General features: G+C 74.4%; 16 protein-coding genes. 11 read left to right on the top strand and 5 right to left on the bottom strand.

Translation table 11 applies throughout. From position 1 onward, the window contains the following. Window positions 1–66: 66 nt before the first annotated feature. Window positions 67–846 (bottom strand): 4'-phosphopantetheinyl transferase family protein, encoded by a 780-nt coding sequence (locus F1615_RS29070; protein WP_149552031.1) that lies wholly within the window; start codon window positions 844–846, stop codon window positions 67–69. After that, on the bottom strand, window positions 839–1,090 hold the full coding sequence (locus F1615_RS29065; protein WP_149552030.1) for an MbtH family protein: 252 nt from the start codon (window positions 1,088–1,090) through the stop codon (window positions 839–841). Before F1615_RS29065 ends, F1615_RS29070 begins: the two co-directional genes overlap by 8 nt. A 261-nt stretch (window positions 1,091–1,351) precedes the next feature. On the opposite strand from F1615_RS29065, the gene F1615_RS29060 reads away from it, so the two are divergent. The 11 genes from F1615_RS29060 to F1615_RS29005 all read left to right on the top strand — a co-directional run bounded on the left by F1615_RS29060 (window position 1,352) and on the right by F1615_RS29005 (window position 17,700). Further along, window positions 1,352–3,676: a lantibiotic dehydratase gene (locus tag F1615_RS29060; protein ID WP_149552029.1), complete on the top strand. Its 2,325-nt coding sequence runs from the start codon at window positions 1,352–1,354 to the stop codon at window positions 3,674–3,676. Beyond that, complete coding sequence (locus F1615_RS29055; protein ID WP_149552028.1) at window positions 3,676–5,175, top strand: amino acid adenylation domain-containing protein; 1,500 nt, start codon at window positions 3,676–3,678, stop codon at window positions 5,173–5,175. Before F1615_RS29060 ends, F1615_RS29055 begins: the two co-directional genes overlap by 1 nt. Next, entirely contained in the window at window positions 5,172–6,188 is a 1,017-nt protein-coding gene (locus F1615_RS29050) for a threonine ammonia-lyase (protein ID WP_149552027.1), read from the top strand. Before F1615_RS29055 ends, F1615_RS29050 begins: the two co-directional genes overlap by 4 nt. Continuing rightward, on the top strand, window positions 6,185–6,439 hold the full coding sequence (locus F1615_RS29045) for an acyl carrier protein (RefSeq protein ID WP_149552026.1): 255 nt from the start codon (window positions 6,185–6,187) through the stop codon (window positions 6,437–6,439). The genes F1615_RS29050 and F1615_RS29045 overlap by 4 nt, the downstream gene beginning before the upstream one ends. 236 nt (window positions 6,440–6,675) lie before the next feature. Next, window positions 6,676–8,958, top strand: a complete 2,283-nt coding sequence (locus F1615_RS29035; RefSeq protein WP_149552025.1) for a lantibiotic dehydratase — start codon at window positions 6,676–6,678, stop codon at window positions 8,956–8,958. Between the two features lie 237 nt (window positions 8,959–9,195). Further along, window positions 9,196–9,918 (top strand): S1 family peptidase, encoded by a 723-nt coding sequence (locus F1615_RS29030; RefSeq protein WP_149552024.1) that lies wholly within the window; start codon window positions 9,196–9,198, stop codon window positions 9,916–9,918. A 232-nt stretch (window positions 9,919–10,150) separates the two neighbouring features. Next, a complete protein-coding gene (locus F1615_RS29025; protein WP_149552023.1) occupies window positions 10,151–11,173 on the top strand; it encodes a LacI family DNA-binding transcriptional regulator in 1,023 nt (340 codons plus the stop codon). Between the two features lie 267 nt (window positions 11,174–11,440). Beyond that, window positions 11,441–12,565 carry a GH12 family glycosyl hydrolase domain-containing protein gene (locus tag F1615_RS29020; protein WP_149552022.1) on the top strand — a complete coding sequence of 375 codons (1,125 nt, stop codon included), beginning with the start codon at window positions 11,441–11,443 and terminating at the stop codon, window positions 12,563–12,565. Between the two features lie 183 nt (window positions 12,566–12,748). Continuing rightward, window positions 12,749–13,819, top strand: a complete 1,071-nt coding sequence (locus tag F1615_RS29015) for a lytic polysaccharide monooxygenase auxiliary activity family 9 protein (protein WP_149552021.1) — start codon at window positions 12,749–12,751, stop codon at window positions 13,817–13,819. Window positions 13,820–14,117: 298 nt separating this feature from the next. Next, entirely contained in the window at window positions 14,118–15,680 is a 1,563-nt protein-coding gene (locus tag F1615_RS29010) for a vWA domain-containing protein (RefSeq protein ID WP_149552020.1), read from the top strand. Between the two features lie 103 nt (window positions 15,681–15,783). After that, window positions 15,784–17,700 (top strand): AMP-dependent synthetase/ligase, encoded by a 1,917-nt coding sequence (locus F1615_RS29005; RefSeq protein WP_149552019.1) that lies wholly within the window; start codon window positions 15,784–15,786, stop codon window positions 17,698–17,700. A gap of 24 nt (window positions 17,701–17,724) precedes the next feature. Here the strand turns inward: F1615_RS29005 and F1615_RS29000 are convergent, their stop codons facing one another. From F1615_RS29000 to F1615_RS28990, 3 genes are read right to left on the bottom strand one after another with little or no spacing between them, the layout of a single operon-like run. Continuing rightward, window positions 17,725–18,297, bottom strand: coding sequence for a GNAT family N-acetyltransferase (locus F1615_RS29000; RefSeq protein ID WP_149552018.1), 573 nt, complete (start codon window positions 18,295–18,297; stop codon window positions 17,725–17,727). A gap of 49 nt (window positions 18,298–18,346) precedes the next feature. Further along, window positions 18,347–18,874: a DUF1990 family protein gene (locus F1615_RS28995; RefSeq protein WP_149552017.1), complete on the bottom strand. Its 528-nt coding sequence runs from the start codon at window positions 18,872–18,874 to the stop codon at window positions 18,347–18,349. Then, window positions 18,867–20,090 carry a cysteine desulfurase-like protein gene (locus tag F1615_RS28990; protein ID WP_149552016.1) on the bottom strand — a complete coding sequence of 408 codons (1,224 nt, stop codon included), beginning with the start codon at window positions 20,088–20,090 and terminating at the stop codon, window positions 18,867–18,869. The genes F1615_RS28995 and F1615_RS28990 overlap by 8 nt, the downstream gene beginning before the upstream one ends. Window positions 20,091–20,102 lie beyond the last annotated feature (12 nt).

Below are 20,102 nucleotides of genomic sequence, written 5' to 3'. Positions count from 1 at the left end.
GCGCCGCGGCACGACGGCGGGGACCGGTCCACCGGACCGGTCCCCGCCTCGTTCGCCCGTACGCCCTCAGGGCGTCCGCAGGGCCACCGCCGCCGCGTACCCCGCCGGGACCAGGACGTCCCGCACGCTCCACCCCGCTGCCGGGGAGGTCGGCAGCGGCCCGGTGCCGACGTAGTCCAGCGCCGGATCGCGCACCAGACCCGTGCCCAGGCCCTTCAGGTAGGCCTCCTTGCGCACCCAGGCCCGGGTGAACGCGGCCGGACGCCCGTGCGCGGGCAGCAGCGCCAGCTCGTCCGCCTCCGCCGGGTGCAGGGCCGACTGGGCACCGAGCACCGCCCGGTTCGTCGCCAGACCCTCCACGTCGACGCCGACCGGTGCGGGGGCGAGTGCCACCAGCACCAGGTCCCCGCTGTGCGACAGGGAGAAGTGCACACCCGGCGTGCGCAGGACCGGCCGTCCGTGCGGCCCGCCGCAGCCGGCGCACGGCTCCCGCGCCAGCGGCAGCGCCTCGGCGCGCACGCCGAGCAGCACGCTCAGCACGTCGCGCAGTGCCGCGTGCGCGACGACGTACGCGGCCCGGTCACGGTCGTGCCGGAACGCGCGGGCCCGGGCCCGTTCCTCCGCGTCCAGCAGTTCCCGCGCGTCCCGCAGCGCACGCTCGTCCTGGGCTCCGACATGGGCCAGGTACAGCTCCAGCGGCCCCCGCAGGACCCGCGGGCCCGGCGTCCGCCTCCGGTGCCGCAGCCCGGACAGGTCAAGCACGGCCGGACACAGCAGCCCGGACGGCGTCGGCGGCGGGGCGTGCGCCGACGGGTCCAGGAGCCGGCCCGCCCGTGGCTCAGGCATCTGCCCCGGCCAGCCGGCGGCGCAGGCTGAGCGGGCGCATGTCCGTCCAGATCTCGCCGATGTGGTCCAGGCACTCCTGCCGGCTGCCCCGCCTGCCCTCCGGGTGCCAGCCGGCGGGCACCTCGCGGTCCGCCCGCCAGATCGAGTACTGCTCCTCGTCGTTGCGCACCACGAGGTAGACCTCGTCGGTGGCCGGACGGGCCTCGCCGGCGCCCGCGCCGGTCGTGGGGTCGGGTTGCGTCATGGTGAACCTCCCGCAGGTGGTGGGGCCGGCCGCAGGTCGGGGCCGACGCCGACAGCGTGCCGGGCGCCCGCCCGCCCCGGGCAGGGACGAACGCGCCGAGCCCGCGGCGCGCGTTGCTGCCGGATCTTCTCTGGTGCCGTGCCGCCCCGGCGCGGGACGGTGCTGTCCTGCCGGGGAGCCCGGCGTCCCGGCGGCGGCCACCGCCCGGCCGAGAGCCGTGCGGCCTTCCCGCGGCACCCCCTTTTCCGGAAGGAGCACGTGATGTCGGACGAGCACGCACCGGTCCTGCTACCGGGCGGAGGCTGGCGGCTCTGGGAGGAGTTCGCGCTGCGCGGCCCCGGCTTCCCCGCCGACGGCGTGCTGCGCCTGGCCCCGCCCGGACTGGCCGAGGCCGCCGACAAGTTCGGCCCCGGCACCGGCCTGTCCGGACCCGAGTGGGAGGCCTTCACCGAGGAGCTGTCGACGGCTGCCGTGGAGACCGCCCGCCACCTCCAGCGCATCGCCGGCCGGCCCCGCTTCCAGGCGGCCCTCGCCTGGCAGAACCCGGCCGTGCTGCGCACCGGCATCGCGCCGTTCCTGCGCTGGACGCCGGGCGTGGACAAGCGCAGCAGCATGCCCCGGCAGCGCGAGGAGCTGGTCGCCCACTACTGGCAGCGGTTCTGCGTGAAGAACGACACCATCGGCTTCTTCGGCCCCGTCGGCTGGGGCCGCTGGGACGCGTCGGCGCCGCACGCCGTCACCGTGGACGCCGGCCGCGGCTTCCTCGCCGCGCAGGAGGTCTACTTCTCCGGCTGGGCCGTCGACGCCCTGGCCAAGGTGCTCGCCGAGGACGACGAGCTGATGCGGTGGATCCCGCCGCGCCGGATGTCCTTCGTGCGCTGCGAGGACGGCGGGGTACGGGTCCCGGGGCGGCCCGCCCAGCCCGTCGGGGAGCTCCAGCAGGCCGTCCTGCGGCTCTGCGACGGCACCCGGCACACGGCCGCCATCGCCGCCGAGCTCGATCTGGATCCCGACGAGGTCGCCGGCACCGTGGGGGAACTGGTCCGCCGGCGCTGGGTGGCCCGGCGCCTGGAGGTCCCCGCCGCCACCCACCCCGACCTGGCCCTGCGCCGGATCCTCGAGCGCGTCCCCGACGAGGCCGCCCGCGACCGGGCCCTGGCCAAGCTCGCCGTGCTGGAGCGCGGCCGGGACGCCGTACGCGCCGCGGGCACCGACGCCGCCGCGCTGACCGCCGCGATCGGCGCCCTGGAGGCCGACTTCGCCGCCCTCACCGACAGCGAGGCCCAGCGCGCCAAGGGCGCGCGCACCGCCCCCTGCCGCGGGCTGGTGTACTCCGACGCCCGGCGGTCCGCCACCGCCACGGCCGGCCCCGCCCTGCTGGAGCACCTGGAGCCCCTCCAGTTGTGCCTGACGGCGGCGCGGTGGATGACGAACCGCTTCGCCGACGCCGTCCGCGCCCGCCTGCGGACCGTCCACGCCCGCCTGAGCGCCGACGGCGCGCCGGTGGACCTCGCCACCCTGTGGATGCACACCCTGCCCTCCCCGCACCCCGACGCCGGCGACCTGATCGACGCCGCGCAGGCCGAACTGCGCGCCAAGTGGGCCCGGATCCTCGACCTCCCGCCGGACGCCCGCCGCGTCCGCCTGACCACGGCGGAGCTGGCCGACCGCGTACGGCGCGAGTTCGACGAGCCCGGCGACGGCTGGTCCCTCGCCCGCTACATCAGCCCCGACGTCCTGGTCGTCGCCGAGAACGCGGACGCCCTCGCCCGCGGCGACGTCGACCTCGTCCTCGGCGAGATGCACTGCGCGCTCAACACGATGGGCGCCTCCCTCTTCGTCCACCAGCACCCCGACCGCGACCGGCTCGTCGCCGAGACCACCCGCGACTTCCCCGCGCCCCGACTGCTGCCCACGCTGCCCAAGGAGCTCCCCCTGAAGTGGTCCACCCGCAGCCGGCCCTCCCTGGACCGGCCCGAGGACCACTTCGTCACCCTGGTCGACCAGACCGGCGACCCGTACCGCCCGAACTCGGTGCCGAGCGCGGACGTCCGCGTCGAGGACCGGGACGGCCGCCTGACGGCCGTCCTGCCCGACGGCACCGTCCACGACGTCCTCGACGCCTACGCCAACACGCTCACCCAGCGCGTCATGGACCGCTTCACCCTCCGCCCCGAGGGCGAGCACACCCCGCGCGTCACCATCGGCCGCATGACCGTGGCCCGGGAGACCTGGCGACTGCCCGTCGGGGAGGTCGACTTCGCCGACGAGAAGAGCGAGGCCGCCCGGTTCGTCCGCGCCCGGCACTGGCGGCGCCGCCACGACCTGCCCCGCTTCGTGTTCGTCGTCTCCCCGGCCGAACCCCGCCCGTTCTACGTCGACTTCGACAGTCCCGTGTACGTCACCATTCTCGCCAAGGCGGCCCGCCGGCTCGCCCGCAAGGACCCCGGGGCCCGCCTGAAGGTCAGCGAGATGCTGCCCACGCCCGAGCAGGCCTGGCTCACCGACGCCGACGGGCACCGCTACACCTCCGAACTCCGTTTCGTGGCCGTCGACCTGACCGTCACCGGCACCGGGGAGGCGTGATGCGCACCGTCGCCGACGACCTCGCCGCGTACGCCGCCCGTCACCCACGGCGCATCGCGCTCGAGACCCCCGCCGGCCGGGTCACCCACGGCCGTCTCGCCGCCCGCACCGAAGGGCTCACCCGGCGGTTGCGCGCCCACGGTGCCCGCGCGGAGACGGTGTGCGCCGTCGCCGTCGAGCACGGCGCGGACGCGGTGGCCGCGATGGCGGCGGTCATCCGCTGCGGAGCGGCCTTCCTCACCCTGGACGTGACCCAGCCCCGCGACCGGCTCGCGGCCTTCGTCCGCGGCGCGGGCGCCCGCCTGCTGCTGACCACCTCCGCACACGCCCCGGTCCTGGACCTCGGACTGCCCGTGATCCTCCTGGACCGGCCCGCCGATGTTCTGCCGGAGGGCCCCGTGACGCCGCCCCCGCCGGTCGACCCGCGCGCCCTGGCCTACGTCAGCCACACATCGGGCAGCACCGGCGAGCCCAGCCCCGTCCTCGTCGAGCACCACGCCCTCGACGCCTATCTGCGCGACACCGCCCGCGCCTTCGGGCTCGGCCCGGACACCGTGGCCCTGCAGACGGCACCGCTCGGCTACGACGCCTCCCTCCGGGACACCTTCGCCCCGCTGCTGGCCGGAGCCCGCCTGGTGATCGTGGAACGCTCCCGGCTGCTGCGGCCCGCCGACTTCGTCCGCACCGTACGCGAACACCGGGTGACCGCACTGCTCAGCACCACCCCCTCCTTCCTCGCCCACCTGGCCGGACAGCCGGACCTGGCCGACCCGCTGGCCGGCGTCACCCTGGTCGCCTCCAGCGGCGAGTCCCTGCGCCCCTTCCTCGCCGCCGGCGGGCGGCGGACGGTACCGGGCACGCTGGTCAACCAGTACGGCCCGACCGAGTGCACCATGACCACCACCCGCCACGTCATCCCCGCCGAGCCCGACACGACGGCCGACGTGGTCGGCGCGCCCCGGCCCGGCACGGTCGTCCGGGTGCTCGACGCCGGCCTCGAGCCCGTCCCCGACGGCACCGTGGGCGAGGTGTACGTCGGCGGCGCGGGCGTCGCCCGGGGCTACGGGGGGCAGCCGGCCCGCACCGCCGCGTGCTTCCTGCCCGACCCCTACGGCCCGCCCGGCTCCCGCCTCTACCGCACCGGCGACCTCGGACGGTGGGGCCCGCAGGGCCTGACCTACGTCGGCCGCACGGACCGGCAGGTCAAGATCCGCGGACACCGCGTGGACCCCGCCGAGATCGAGGGCGCCCTGCTGGCCCACCCCCGCGTCGGCGGCGCCGTCGTCACCGCGCACACCGACGACCGGGGGCGCACCTACCTGACCGCCCACGTCACCGGCGACCTGACCGCCACGGCGGACGCGGACCTCCGCGCCCACCTTGCCCGCTCCCTGCCGCCGCACCTGATGCCCCGCCTCTTCCGGCGCCACGACGCGCTGCCCACCACCCGCGGCGGCAAGACGGACCGCCGCCGGCTGGTCGCCGGGGGCACGCCGTGACCGCCACCGGCCTGCGGCCGGCCGCGGCGGGCGCCCTGCCCGGCCCCGCCGACGTCGCGGCGGCCGCGGCCCGCATCGCGCCGTACGTCCGCCGCACGCCCCTGCTGCGCGGCCCGGTGCCGACGGCGCGCGGCCCGGAACTGCTGCTGAAGGCCGAACACCGCCAGCACGGCGGCTCGTTCAAGATGCGCGGAGCCGCGAACGCCGTCCTGGCGCTGGCCGCCGAACAGGTCGTCACCGGCTCCTCGGGCAACCACGGCATCGCCCTCGCCCGGCTCGCCCGCTCCCTCGGCATCCGCCTGACCGTCGTCCTCGCGGCCGGCGCGGATCCCGCCAAGACGGCCGCCGTGCGCGCGCTCGGCGCCGAGACCGTCCGGGTGGGCGGCGGAGTGGCCGAGCGGGAGGAACGGGCCCGCGCGCTCGCGCGGGAGACCGGCGCCACCCTCGTGCCCTCCTCGGACCACCCCCTGGTGGTCGCCGGGCAGGGCACGGTCGGCACCGAACTCCTCGCCGACGCACCCGGCACCGAGACGGTGTACGTCCCTACCGGCGGCGGCGGACTCCTCGCCGGGGTCTGCCTCGCCGCCGCGGACCACCCGGTCCGGATCGTCGGCGTCGAACCGGCCCGCGCGGCCCGCTACGCCCGCTCCCTGGCCGCCGGCCACCCGGTCCAGCTGCCGCCCTGCGCCACCGTCGCCGACGGCCTGCGCGGCCAGCGGCCGGGGCGCGTCCCCTACCCGATCATCCGCGACCGCGCCGACGACCTGATCGCCGTCGGCGACGCCGAGATCCTCGCCGCCGCCGCCCTGCTGCACCGCCTGGGCATCGACGCCGAACCCAGCGGAGCCGTCGCGCTGGCCGGAGCCCTGCGCGCCGGACGCCGGGAACGGGCCGTGGCCGTCGTCTCCGGCGGCAACACACCCGCCCGGCTGCACGCCCTGCACCACACCGGCACCGCCGCGCCCACGGGAACCCCCGTGGCGACCACCACCACCGAGGAGCACACGTCATGACCGAGAACGCCGCCACCGCCACCCGCACCGCCGACCTGCTCGTCGAGATCTTCCGGGACGTGCTGGCCCTGCCCGACCTGACCGAGGACACCGACTTCTACGAGGCGGGCGGAGACTCGCTCACCGCCTTCCAGATCACCGGCCGCCTCGAGGAGATCCTCGGCGCGGAGGTGCCGGTCTCCCTGGTCTTCGCCTACCCCACCCCGCGGGACCTGGCCGAGGTCGTCGACGCCGACTACGGCCGCGCCTGACCGCCGGAGCCACCACCGCGCAGCCACCGGTCCCCGGTGCCGACGGGTCCCACCCGTACGAGAACCGGGAGCCGGTGCGGGGCGTCCCCGCACGCCTGCCGCCGGCTGCCCTCCCGTCCGCCCGTGAGAGGTCCCCGCCCTTCTCCCCCGCCCCGCCCGTCCCCCGAGCCCGAGCCCGAGCCCGCGCCCGCGCCCGCGTCCGCGTCCGCGTCCGCGTCCGCAAGGAGAGTCCTGCCATGACCGAAGACCTCGTACCGTCCCTCGGCCGCTGGCGCCTGTGGGAGCAGTTCGCGCTGCGCGGCCCCGGCTTCCCCGCCGACGGGGTGCTGCGGCTGGCCCCGGCGGGACTGGCCGAGGCCGCCGACAAGTTCGACGCGGACGCCCCGCTCGACGGCACCCGCTGGGAGGATTTCTCCCGCCTCTTCGCCGATGCCGCCGTGGAGACCGCGCACACCCTGCAGGACATCGCCCGTATGCCGTCGTTCCGGGAGGCCGTGGCCTGGCAGAACCGCCCGGTGCTCACCTCGGGCATCGCGCCGTTCCTGCGCTGGACGCCGGGCGTGGACAAGCGCAGCAGTATGCCCCGCCAGCGCGAGGAACTGGTCGCCCACTACTGGCAGCGGTTCTGCGTGAAGAACGACACCATCGGCTTCTTCGGCCCCGTCGGCTGGGGCCGGTGGGACGCCGCGACGACCGGTGCCGCCGTCGGCACGGGATCCGGACTGGTCGCCGAGTCCACCGTCTACTGGGCGAGCTGGGGCATCGACGCGCTCGCCAGGACGCTGGACGCCGACCCCGGGCTGCGGGAGTGGATCGCTCCCCGGCGGGTCCCGTTCGTCACGGTGGACGGCGGCCGGGTCCGGGTGCCCGGCAGGCGGCCGGTGACGGTCCCCGCCGGGACCGCGGCCGTCCTCGCCCTGTGCGACGGCGTCCGTCCGGCGCGGGCGATCGCCGCCGCGCTCCCGGACCACGACGTGCCCGCCGTCCTCGCCGACCTGGTCGCCCGCCGCTGGGTGGCGTGGCGCCTGGAGGTCCCCGCGGGAACCCATCCGGACCGTGACCTGCGGGCCTGGCTGGAGACCGTCGGCGCGCCCGGGCCGCGCGCGCGGGGGCTCGCCGCGCTGGACCGGCTGGAGGAGGGGCGCGCGGCCGTGGCGGCCGCGCGCGACGTGGAGGCGCTGGTCGGCGCCCTGACCGATCTGGAGCGGGACTTCACCGAGCTGACCGACACCGCCGCCGTGCGGGAGAAGTCCGCGTCGACCGCGCCGTGCCGGGCGCTCGTCTACCACGACTCGCGCCGGTCCGCGACGGCCCGCCTCGGCCCCGAGGTGCTGGAGGCGCTGCGCCCGCTGCGGCTGCTGATGGACAGCGCCGGATGGCTCACCTCACGGCTCGCCGCCGCGCTGCGGAGCGGTATGCGTCCGGTGTACGAACGCCTCGCCTCCGAGGGCCCGGTGGACCTGGCCTCCTTCTGGTTCGCGTGTCTGCCGGTGCTGCACGGGCCGGTGCGCGCCACCGCCGGCGAGCTCCAGGAGGAGTTCGCCGCCGGCTGGCGGCGGATCCTCGCGGTCCCGGCCGGCGCCCGCCGCGTGGACGTCCGCTCCGCGGACATCGAGGCGGCGGTGCGGGAGGAGTTCCCCGGCTCCGGCGGCTGGACGGCGGCGCGCTACCTCAGTCCGGACATCATGATCGCCGCCGACGGCGCCGAGGCGGTGGCCCGCGGCGACTTCACCCTCGTACTCGGTGAACTCCACCTGGCCGCCAACACACTGGGCGCCTCCCTCTTCACGCATCAGCACCCGGACGTCGGCGAACTGGTCCGTCTCACCGACCGGGACCACCCCGGCCCGCGTCTGCTGCCGCTGCTCCCCAAGGAGCACCGCGCGCGCCTGTCCACCCGGGTCCGGCACACGCTGATCCGGCCCGAGGACTACCAGGTCGCCCTGACCGACTTCACCGCGGACCCCACCCGTCCCCGCGCCGTGCGCAGCGCCGACGCCGTCGTCGAGGAGCACGAGGGCGACCTCGTCGTGCGGCTCCCGGACGGTGCGCGGTTCCCGGTGACGGACGTCTTCTCGCACGTCCTGACCACCCTGTCGATGGATCTCTTCCGGCTGCTGCCGCAGGAGGACCACACCCCGCGCGTCACCGTCGACCGGCTGGTCGTGGCGCGGGAGACCTGGCGGCTGCCGGCGGCCGAGGCCGGCTTCGCCGACGACAAGGACGAGGCCCGCCGCTTCGTCCGCGCCCGCCGCTGGCGCGCCGGACTCGGCCTGCCCCGTTACGTCTTCGTCGTCTCGCCGACGGAGTCCCGGCCGTTCTACGTCGACTTCGACAGCCCGGTGTACGTCACGATCCTCGCCAAGGCGCTGCGCCGGCTGGCCCGCCGTGATCAGCGGGCCGTGGTCACGTTCACGGAGATGCTCCCCACTCCGGAACAGACCTGGCTCCACGACGACGAGGGACGCCGCTACACCTCGGAGCTCCGCTTCGTCGCCTTCGACACGGAAGGGGGCTGACCGGGGGGCTGCCGTGCCGGCGGGGTTCCTTCCCGGGCCGGTTGGCGGACCGGAGGGGGTATAACACCGCGTTATCGCCAAGTGTTACTACCGCCGTTCGACGACTGTCCGGGATTCTGGGCCATGTCCATGACGAACTGGCGCCTCAGAAGGGCGAGTTCGTCATGGGACGGCCCCTGGGGCCGACGACCCCCACACATACACGTCCACCAGGCGTGTCTCCCGAATCGAGGAACCTTGCGCATATCAAGGCTCGTTCCCGCTCTCGCCGCGGCAGCGGTCAGCGTCCTCGCGCTTCTCGCCCCCAACGCCGGCGCGGCGGAGGCGCCGGCGCCTCCCGTCACCAAGGCTCCGCAGCCCATCATCGGTGGCGGGTACGCCAGTAGCGGCCCGTGGGCCGCGCGGCTGTTCTCGAACGGCAGAGAGACCTGTTCGGCGACGATCATCGCCCCGACCTGGATCCTCACCGCCAGGCACTGCGTCAGCGGCGGCGGACTGTCGTTCCGCATCGGCAGCCTGGACCAGCACAGCGGCGGCACCCTCGCCAACGGCGTCCAGACCTACACCCACAGCTCGGACCTGGCGCTCGTCCGCCTCGACCGTTCCGTGTCGGCGACCTACGCGCGGCTCGGTCAGCCCGGCACCGTGCGGGTCGGCCAGACCGTGCAGGTGTACGGCTGGGGCGCCACGTCCCGGTGCGGCTCCGAGGCCACCTGCCAGTCGCGGTACCTGAAGGTCGCCAACGTCACGGTCACGGGCGGGTGTTCCGACGCCTACGGCGGCTCCGCCATCTGCGCCCGCCGGGGTGACGGCATCACCGCCGGCGGCGACTCGGGCGGCCCGATGATGGCGAACGGCATCCAGGTCGGGGTGGCCTCCACCAGCGACCGCCAGACGACCACGGCGTACACCAACGTGACGGCGTACCGCTCCTGGATCCAGTCGGTCGCGGGCGTCTAGCCCGTACCGTCCGCCTCCCGGGCACCGGGCCCCGCACCACGTCGTGGTGCGGGGCCCTCCGTCCGTCCCGGCGCGGGCACCGCACGGCACTCGCTGTCCACCCGGGGCACCACGACGCCGACGAGAAGGCCCGGGCGAGGAGGTCTCCGCCACCCGGGACACGGTGGGTGGTGCGCGACCGGCCGTTGCGGGCACCCCGGGCCGTAGGATCTAGTGATTCGTGGGGGTGGTCATGGGCAGGCAGCGTCCCGGCACACCGACGCTCGAGGAGGTGGCCGCGCTCGCCGGTGTGGGGCGGGGCACCGTCTCCCGCGTCATCAACAACGCGGCGGGCGTCAAGGATTCGACGCGCCGTGCCGTGCAGCGCGCCATCGCCGAACTGGGGTACGTCCCCAATCTGGCGGCCCGTTCGCTGGCGGGCCGGCGCGCGGACGCCGTCGCGCTGGTCATGACGGAACCCGACTGGCGGCAGTTCGGTGAACCGTTCTTCTCGGAGATCGTCCGGTCCGTCGGTGACGCGCTGACCGACACCGAGGTGCAGTTGCTGCTCACCCTGGTGCGCACGGACGCCGAGCGGCGGCGCCTCGTGGAGTACGCGCGCGGCGGCCGGGTGGACGGCGTCATGCTGATGTCCGTGCACGCCGAGGACGCGCTGCCCGACATGCTGGCCGAAGTCGGGCTGCCCACCGTCCTGCTGGGGCGGCGCTCCGGCGACGAGGGCGTGACCTACGTCGACGCGGACAACGCCGGCGGCGCCCGCAGCGCGGTGGCCCACCTGCTGGGCCTCGGGCGCCGCTCGATCGCGACCATCACCGGCCCGTCCGACATGTACGTGGCCCAGTGCCGGCTGCGCGGCTACCGCGAGGCGCTGGAACGCGCGGGCGCCGAGAGCGACGCCGCCTGGACCGCCGAAGGCGACTTCTCCGCGGACAGCGGGCACCGGGCGATGGCCGAACTCCTCGAGCGCGCCCCGGAGATCGACGGTGTCTTCGCCGCGTCGGACACCATGGCCGCGGGCGCGCTCAACGCCCTGCGCGCGGCGGGACGCCGGGTGCCCGAGGACGTGGCCGTGATCGGTTTCGACGACTTCCCGCTCGCGCAGCACACCGACCCGAAGCTGACGACGGTACGTCAGCCCCTGGAGGACATAGGCCGGACGATGGTCCGGCTGCTCCTGGAGGAGATGGAGGAGCCGGCCGTGGCCTGGCGGCACGTCATCCTCCGTACGGAACTGGTGCTCCGCGACTCGGCCTGAACCGCCTTCGCCACCCGCCCCTGCCGGGGCGGCGCTCCCGCCGGACCGTTTTCGGGAGCGCTCCCGAAGTCCGGACTCCGTAGTGGATCACCTCTCGGGCCTGCGGCTTCGCATTCGCTTCGACGGTTTCCCGCACACAGGCTTGTCAGGGACATGGGCAGCTTCTACAGTCCCCTCCCGAACCACCATTGGGAGCGCTCCCATTCACATGGGGAGACGGGAGCGCTCCCGCCGGCCGGCCCCGCACCCTCTGGAGAGGTCCCCCACATGCGACGGTTACCGCACCACACCCACGCCCTGCGCGGCCTGTTCGCCGCGCTGCTCACCGCTCTCGCCGTGGTCGCGGCACTGGTGACCGCGGCCCCGCCGGCCCAGGCGGACACCACGATCTGCGAGCAGTACGGATCGGCCACCATCCAGGGGCGCTACGTCGTCCAGAACAACCGCTGGGGCACCAGTGCCACCCAGTGCGTCACCACGACGGACACCGGTTTCCGCCTCACCCAGGCCGACGGCTCGGTACCCACCGACGGCGCCCCGAAGTCGTACCCGTCGGTCTTCAACGGCTGCCACTACACCAACTGCTCGCCGGGCACCGAGCTCCCGGCGCGGATCAGCGGCATCTCCACCGCGCCCAGCAGCATCTCGTACGGCTTCGTCGGCGACGCCGTGTACAACGCCTCGTACGACATCTGGCTGGACCCGACGCCCCGGACCGACGGCGTGAACCGTACGGAGATCATGATCTGGTTCAACAAGGTGGGCCCGATCCAGCCGATCGGATCCCAGGTCGGCACGGCCACCGTGGGCGGCCGCAGCTGGCAGGTGTGGTCGGGCAGCAACGGCTCCAACGACGTGCTGTCGTTCGTCGCGCCCTCCGCGATCAGCAGCTGGAGCTTCGACGTCATGGACTTCGTCCGGGAGACCGTCGCCCGGGGCATGGCACAGAACGACTGGTACCTGACGAGCATTCAGGCCGGTTTCGAGCCCTGGCAGAACGGGGCGGGGCTCGCGGTGAACTCCTTCTCCTCGACGGTCGACACCGGCGGCGGCCCGGGAGAGCCCGGTGACCCGGCGGCCTGCACGGTGTCGTACGACACGAATGTCTGGCCGGGCGGCTTCACCGCCAACGTCACCGTGCGCAACACCGGTTCGTCCGCCGTGGACGGCTGGGAGCTCGCCTTCACCCTGCCCTCCGGGCAGCGCGTCACCAACGCCTGGAACGCGTCCGTGACCCCCTCCTCGGGCGCCGTCACGGCCCGTGCGGTGGACAGCAACGCGCGGATCGCGCCCGGCGGGAGCCAGAGCTTCGGGTTCCAGGGAACCCACAGCGGCTCCTTCGCGCGGCCGGACGGCTTCCGTCTGAACGGCACCGCCTGCACCACCGCGTGACACGCCCGGCGGGGCACGCGCCCGCCGCTCCGCGGCCCGTTCCTCCCCCCTGCGGCGACAGGGCGGCGGCTCCCCCCCCCAGCCCCCTGCCCGTCCGGTCGGCGTCCCTCCCCGGCCGGGCAGGGGTTCCACCCCTTCCGCACCGCACCGCATGAGCAACCGACTACCGGCACAGGAGATCCCATGGCCTTACGCAGCAGATTCGTCTCCCTGGCAGCGGTTCTGGCCACCCTCCTCGGAGGGCTCGGCCTGAGCTTCCTGTGGCAGAACGACGCCGAGGCACACGGTGTCGCGATGATGCCCGGCTCGCGCACCTACCTCTGCCAACTCGACGCCGTCACCGGCACCGGCGCGCTGGACCCGTCCAACCCGGCGTGCCGGGACGCGCTGAACGAGAGCGGCGCCACGGCGCTGTACAACTGGTTCGCGGTCCTGGACTCCAACGCCGGCGGCCGGGGCGCCGGTTACGTCCCGGACGGCACGCTCTGCAGCGCCGGCGACCGGTCGCCGTACGACTTCTCCGCCTACAACGCGGCCCGCGCCGACTGGCCTCGGACGCATCTCACGTCCGGAGCGACGATCAAGGTGCAGTACAGCAACTGGGCCGCCCACCCCGGTGACTTCCGGGTCTACCTCACCAAGCCCGGCTGGTCACCCACTTCGGAGCTGGGCTGGGACGACCTGGAGCTGATCCAGACCGTCACCGACCCGCCCCAGCAGGGTTCCCCCGGCAACAACGGCGGTCACTACTACTGGAACCTGAACCTGCCCTCCGGCCGCTCCGGTGACGCGCTGATCTTCATGCAGTGGGTGCGTTCGGACAGCCAGGAGAACTTCTTCTCCTGCTCCGACATCGTCTTCGACGGCGGCAACGGCGAGGTCACCGGAATCGGGGACGCGGGCCCCACGCCGGACCCGACTCCCACGGACCCGCCCCCGCACACCGGTGACTGCATGGCCGTCTACGAGGTGGTGAACTCCTGGAACGGCGGCTTCCAGGGCTCGGTCGAGGTGATGAACCACGGGACGTCACCGCTCAACGGCTGGGCCGTGCAGTGGAAGCCCGGCTCCGGGACGCGCATCGGCAGCGCGTGGAACGGCTCGCTGTCCACCGCTTCCGACGGCACGGTGACGGTCAGGAACGTCGACCACAACCGCGTGATCGCACCTGACGGGAGCGCGACCTTCGGCTTCACGGCCACCTCGTCGGGCAACGACCTCCCGGTGGGAACGATCGGCTGCGTCGCGCCGTAGCCGGCCCGGCGGGCGGCACCTGCTCCCGCTTGCGCGCGGGAGCAGGTGCCCCCTCGGTGCCTTTCACCTCCAGGGGCCGTACATAACGTGCGCCCTCGCGCCGTTCGCCCTGGCCCGGGACGGTTTCGCCCGCACGGGCGGGCGGGCGCAGGTCAACGGAGGATCACCTACCGGTCTCGGCGGGCCCTCTCCGTGCCCTCTTCGAGACACACCTGCAACGCTCCGTACCGCACACTCCGGGCCGCCCCGCCGTCACAGTCACTGAAGTCGGCGTCAAACCAACGAGGGGGCACGGACGATGACGTGGCACCGGACACGACGGCCGGTCGGAGTGCTGCTCGCGCTCACAGCGGCCGGGGGACTGCTGATCAGCGGGTGCAGCGCGGGGAGCGACGGCGGCTCCAAGGCGGGCGACGCCTCCTACGACCGCCCGGGCGGCGACTCGGCACCGATGCCCGCCCCCGGCCGCAGCGGGGGTCCGGGCGGGCGGTACGACGGTGAACCGCGCGAGGGCGAGCAGGACTCCCGCGAGGTCGCCCCCGATCCCGACTACCTGTCGACCTTCGCCCTGGACGTCGACACGGCCTCGTACGGCTACGCCCGCCGCACCCTCGCCGAGGGCCGGCTGCCGGACCCGTCGACCGTCCGTCCCGAGGAGTTCGTCAACAGCTTCCGGCAGGACTACGAGCGTCCCGGCGGCGACGGTTTCACGGTCACCGTGGACGGCGCCCGCACCGACGAGGAGGACTGGTCCCTGGTCCGCGTGGGCCTGGCCACCCGGTCCGCCGAGGCGAGCGGTGAACGGGCGCCCGCGGCCCTCACCTTCGTCATCGACATCTCGGGCTCGATGGCCGAGCCGGGCCGTCTCGACCTCGCGCAGCGATCCCTCGGCACGATGACGGACCGGCTGCGCGACGACGACTCGGTCGCCCTCGTCACCTTCAGCGACGAGGCCGAGACCGTCCTGCCGATGACCCGGCTCGGTGGCAACCGGGGCGAGATCCACGACGCGGTCGACAGCCTGGAGCCGACCGACTCCACCAATCTCGGTGCCGGAGTGGAGACCGGGTACGAGACCGCCGTGGAGGGGCTGCGCGAGGGCGCCACCAACCGTGTCGTCCTCCTCTCGGACGCCCTCGCCAACACCGGGGAGACCGAGGCCGACGCGATCCTGGAGCGCATCGCGGAGTCCCGCCGCGAGCACGGCATCACGCTGTTCGGTGTGGGCGTCGGCAGCGACTACGGCGACGCCCTCATGGAGCGGCTCGCGGACAAGGGCGACGGCCACACGGTGTACGTGTCGGACGAGAAGGGCGCCCGTGAGGTGTTCTGCGAACAGCTCCCGCGCAACATCGAATTGACGGCCCGTGACGCGAAGGCGCAGGTCGCCTTCGATCCGGGGACGGTCGCCGAGTTCCGGCTCGTCGGCTACGACAACCGGCGGGTCGCCGACGAGGACTTCCGTGACGACCGTGTCGACGGCGGCGAGGTCGGCCCCGGCCACACCGTGACCGCCCTGTACGCCGTGCGGACCCGTCCGGGTGCCGGGGGCCACCTCGCCACGGCGACCGTGCGCTGGCTCGACCCCGGCAGCCGCACCCCGCACGAGGAGACGGGCGACCTCGAGACCGACGGTCTCGTCGACTCCGTCTGGCGCGCGCGACGCGGTCTCACGGTCACCGCGACGGCCGCGTACTTCGCCGACGCGCTGCGCTCCCCCGATCACCGCTACAGCGCCCTGCCCGGTGCCCCCGGTCTCGGCGAGCTCTCCGAGCGCGCCCGTTCCCTGGCGGACCGGACCGAGGACGAGGACGTGCGCGAGCTGGCGGAGGCGATCCGCGCGGCGGACCGTCTGGACTGACCCCGGCCCATTGACTCATCCTTACGCACGGGTAAGTTGACTCTCGAGTAAGTAAGCACGGCAGCAACCAGCACGAGAGCACCAGCCGCGACCGGGAGCCGTCATGGGTGTACGCAAGGATCTGAAACGGGCGAAACGACGCACCGATCTGGCCGGACGGACGAGAGTCGAGACCGTCAGGGACGAGCGGGGCGTCGTCCGCGAGGCCCGTACCGCGGCCCTCGCCGCGCGGCAGACCACCGGCAGCACCGCCGACATCCCGTTCACCAACGCGGCCGAGGCGCCCGACGCGGTGATCCTGCGCCGCGAGCGGCACGGCACCTGGCACCCGGTCACGGCGGCGGCCTTCGCCCATGAGGTCACCGCCGTGGCCAAGGGCCTGATCGCCGCCGGCCTGGAGCCGGGCGACCGGGTCGCGGTGATGTCCCGCACCCGCTACGAGTGGACGGTCCTGGACTTCGCGATCTGGTCCGCCGGCGGCCAGACCGTGCCGGTCTACGCCACCTCCTCCGCGGACCAGGTGGAGTGGATCGTCCGTGACTCCGGCGCCCGGTACGTCGTCACGGAGACGGCCGGGAACACCGCCACCGTCACCGCCGGCACCGCCGCCCACCCGCGCGCCCCGCGCCTGTGGGAACTGGACGCCGGCGCCCTCGACGACCTCACCGCACTCGGCGCGGACGTCCCCGACGAGGAGGTCACCAAGCGCCGTACGGCCCTGACCCCCGGCACCGTGGCGACCGTCTGCTACACCTCCGGCACCACCGGACGGCCCAAGGGCTGCGTCCTCACCCACGCCAACCTGTACGCCGAGGCCGCGAACACCGTGGAGCTGCTGCACCCGATCTTCAAGGAGGTCACGGACCAGGTCGCCTCCACCCTGCTGTTCCTCCCGCTCGCCCACATCCTCGGCCGCACCCTGCAGATCTCCTGTCTGATGGCGCGCATCGAGATCGGCCACTGCCCGAGCATCAAACCGGACGAACTGCGGCCCAAGCTGCGGGCGTTCCGTCCGACGTTCCTGGTGGGTGTCCCCTACCTGTTCGAGAAGATCCACGACACCGGCCGGGCCACCGCCGAGAAGATGGGCCGCGGTGCCTCCTTCGAACGCGCCCACCGCGTCGCGGTCCGCTTCGGCGAGGCCCACCTCGACCGGTTCCTGGGCCGCGGAAAGGGCCCCGGCCCCGGACTGTACGCCGCCTGGGCGCTGTACGACCTGCTGGTCTACCGCCGGGTCCGCAAGGAACTCGGCGGACGCGTGCGGTACGCCATCAGCGGCGGCTCCCCGCTGGAGCGGGACCTCAACCTCTTCTTCTACGCGGCCGGAATCATGGTCTACGAGGGCTACGGCCTGACCGAGACCACCGCCGCAGCGACCATCGTCCCGCCGCTGAGCCCCCGTCCCGGCACCGTGGGCCTCCCGGTGCCCGGTACCGCGGTCCGGATCGCCGACGACGGCGAGGTGCGGATCAAGGGCGGCATCGTCTTCGGGTCGTACTGGAACAACCCGGCCGCCACGGAGGAGGTGCTGGACGACGGCTGGTTCACCACCGGCGACCTCGGTTCCCTCGACGAGGACGGCTATCTGACCATCACCGGCCGCACGAAGGACATCCTCGTCACCTCCGGCGGCAAGAACGTCTCCCCCGCCGTCCTGGAGGACCGTCTGCGCAGCCGGCCGCCCGTCGGCCAGTGTCTCGTCGTCGGCGACAACCGGCCCTTCGTGGCCGCGCTGATCACCCTGGACCCCGAGACGGTCGCCCACTGGCTGTCGGTGCGCGGGCTCCCGGCCGACACCCCGATGTCCGAGGTCGTCCGGGACCCGCGGATGCGCGCCGACGTGCAGAAGGCCGTGGACTACGCCAACGAGGCCGTCTCCCGCGCGGAGTCCATCCGCGCCTTCACGCTGATCGAGGGCGAGTTCACCGAGGAGAACGGGCTGCTGACCCCTTCGCTCAAGGTCAAACGGCGGGCGGCGCAGGAGGCGTACGCGGATCGGATCGCGGCCCTGTACGCCTGACCCGCCCGGCCGCCGACCGCTCGGTCAGCGCAGGTCGAGCCGCATCAGGACGCGGGGATGGCCGGCCAGTACCGAGGTCGTGTCGGCGGCGTGGGTGAACCCGGCCCGCTCGAAGTTCTCGCGGATCCCGGCGTACGCCATCGTCAGGTCGACCCGTGCGCCGCCGTTGTCGAGGGGGTACGCCTCGATCGCCGGGGCACCGTGGGCGCGGGCGAAGTCCACCGCACCCGCGATGAGGGCGTGCGATATGCCCTGCTTGCGGTGACCGGGGCGCACGCGGATGCACCACAGCGACCACACCGGCAGCTCGTCGACGTGCGGGATCCTGCGGCTGCGCGCGAAGGAGGTGTCCGCGCGCGGTGCGACGGCGGCCCAGCCGACCGGCTCGTCACCGTCGTGGGCGAGCACGCCGATGGGCGTACCGGCACGGCACAGTCCGGCGACGTACTCGCCCCTGGCCGGGCCGCGAAGCTCCTGGTTGAGCCTGGACGGGATCCGGTGGCTGAGGCACCAGCAGACGTTCGCCCCGGGCGTCCTCGGGCCGAGCACGGCGCGGACGTCCTCGAAGACGGAGGCGGGGCGGACGTCGATGGTCATGTACCCACGATGCCACGCCCCCCGGGATCCCGCCGGGCCGTTCCGGCGCTCAGGGCAGCGCGCGCAGGTACCGGGCGCGGGCGCCGAGTTGGGCGAGCAGCAGGAACGGGAAGAGGAACCGCCAGGGGCCGGCCGGCGCGGCCCGGGTCAGTGAGCGGAGGGTGAGCAGGACCCGCCCGTCGTCGTCCCGGTGCACGATGAAGGCCTCCTCCCCGCTGACCGGATGCCCCCAGCGGGTGCCGTAGGCGAACCCGCACCGGTCCTCGGTGTCCACCACGGCGACGACCTCGACCGGTTCCCGGACGGCGAACCGCCCGCGGCCCGCCGTGATGGTGTACCGGCCGCCCTCACGCACCTCGAGGCCGCCGCCGTCGGCCGGGACGACGGTGAAACCGCTGCGCCGTTTGACCTCCCACCGCTGCACGGCGTCCCTGACGGCCGTCCAGGTGCCCTCTCCCCGCCCGATCGTCACGGTTGTCCCGAACCGGCGGAACCCGGGCGGGGAGGCGGGCCAGAGCGGGGCGTCCGGGAAGGTCGCACCGCGGTCGGGGTAGCTCAGGCCGGGGTGGTCACCCATGCGTGCGCGCCGTCGGGTCCAGGAAGTCCGCCAGACCTGCCAGGAGGCGGTCGACGTCGTCGTCGTCCGTGTACGGGGCCGGCCCGACGCGCAGGCCGCCGGTGTCCCCGAGGCCGAGGTGGCGGGACGCCTCCAGGGCGTAGAAGCTGCCGGAGGGCGCGTGGACGCCGCGCTCGGCGAGGAAGCGGTGGGCGTCCTCGGTGCGGTGGCCGTCGAGGGTGATCAGCAGCGTCGGGGTGCGCCGGGCGGCGCGGGACCGGACGGTGACCCCGTCGAGGGCCGCCAGGCCCTTCTCGAGCCGGCCCCGCAGCCGGGCCTCGTGCTCCTCGATCAGCTCGAACGCCCTGCCGAGCCGTTCCCGGCGGCTGCCGCCCCGCTGCCCGGCCAGGCCGGCCAGGAAGTCGACGGCCGCGCGGGTGCCCGCGAGGAACTCGTAGGGCAGCGTGCCGAGCTCGAAACGCTCGGGAACCGCGTCCGAGGAGGGCAGGAGCTTGTCCGGGCGCAGCGTCTGAAGGAGCTCCGGGCGGGCGGCGAGGACGCCGTGGTGCGGGCCGAGGAACTTGTACGGGGAACAGACGAAGAAGTCCGCGCCGAGCGCCTCGACGTCGACCGCGGCGTGCGCGGTGTAGTGCACGCCGTCGACGTACAGGAGGGCTCCGGTCTCGTGGACGATCCGCGCGATCTCGGCGACCGGGGGGATCGTGCCGATCAGGTTCGAGGCCGCGGTGACCGCGACCAGCCGGGTCCGCTCGGAGAGCTGCGCGCGGATGTCGTCGGCGGTGAGTTCGCCGGTGTCCGGGTCGAAGTCCGCGCGGCGTACCGTGGCGCCGGCCCGTTCGGCCGCCTGCACCCAGGGGCGGATGTTGGCGTCGTGGTCCAGCCGCGTGACGACCACCTCGTCGCCCGGGGACCACCCGTCGGCAAGGGTGCGGGCGAAGTCGTAGGTGAGCTGGGTGGCGCTGCGGCCGAAGACGATGCCCGCCGGGTCGGCCCCCAGGAGGTCGGCCATGGCGCGGCGGGACTCGACGACGACGGTGTCGGCGTTGCGCTCGCCGGGCAGGCGCTCCCCCCGGTTGGAGAGGGGCCGGGACAGCGCGGCGCCGATCGCCTCGATGACGGGCAGCGGCGTCTGGGTGCCGCCGGGGCCGTCGAAGTGCGCGGTACCGGCGGCCAGTGCGGGCACCTGGGCGCGCAGTGCGGTGAGGTCGTACGTCACGGGGTCTTCCTC

Origin of the sequence: Streptomyces marokkonensis (genome assembly GCF_008312835.1) — a bacterium.
Taxonomy (GTDB): Bacteria; Actinomycetota; Actinomycetes; order Streptomycetales; family Streptomycetaceae; genus Streptomyces; species Streptomyces marokkonensis_A.
This window is presented reverse-complemented; position numbering and strand designations above follow the sequence as displayed.